Source organism: Flavilitoribacter nigricans DSM 23189 = NBRC 102662 (genome assembly GCF_002646595.1).
In the GTDB taxonomy this organism is placed as follows: Bacteria; Bacteroidota; Bacteroidia; order Chitinophagales; family Saprospiraceae; genus Flavilitoribacter; species Flavilitoribacter nigricans.
In genome coordinates this window covers 1-514 of sequence record NZ_PDUD01000141.1, presented here as the reverse complement: position 1 = coordinate 514, position 514 = coordinate 1, and the positions used below count along the sequence as shown (strand labels likewise).

Annotated in this window: 1 protein-coding gene and 1 rRNA gene; one reads left to right on the top strand and one right to left on the bottom strand. The window is 42.2% G+C overall.

Annotated features, from left to right (window positions below; genetic code table 11):
- On the top strand, positions 1–181 hold a 181-nt coding region (locus tag CRP01_RS42935; RefSeq protein ID WP_222845970.1), incomplete at its 5' end, for a hypothetical protein.
- Positions 182–428: 247 nt separating this feature from the next.
- On the opposite strand, the gene CRP01_RS41780 is transcribed toward CRP01_RS42935, so the two are convergent.
- A 16S ribosomal RNA gene (locus tag CRP01_RS41780) occupies positions 429–514 on the bottom strand; the annotation flags it as partial.

Sequence of the window (514 nt, the reverse complement as noted above, 5' to 3'; positions counted from 1 at the left end):
ACGCCCTTATTTGCTTCCTAATCTTTGTTCTGCCGAAGCAGAACGTAACTTTGCCTATATTAGACGTATCTTCAAACGCTCTTTACTCTTGTTTATTGATATTAATCCGTCCGGTACAAATACCTTTCAAATTAATATCCTTACGCTTCCCACATTGTCAATGAACTTTTTCGATAGTTAATGACGCTACTTATCCGTTTGAATCAGCTTTTTCAAACCGACAGCGATAGCATCCTATCAAAGTAGATATACACGGAGTCGAACCGTAGACAAACCAACGTCTGTCACCGCCCCCGACGGGCTTATATCTTGAAAATTTCAAATTTAATCCGGACTGTTCCGGATCTGCAGTTAATACTTTGCACTGGGTAGCGAGCAGAGTTTGGAGAAGCTGATGCACAACACAGCTACTTATCCATGTACTCTTAAAAGGAGGTATTCCAGCCGCACCTTCCGGTACGGCTACCTTGTTACGACTTAGCCCTAGTTACTAGTTTTACCCTAGATAGCTCCT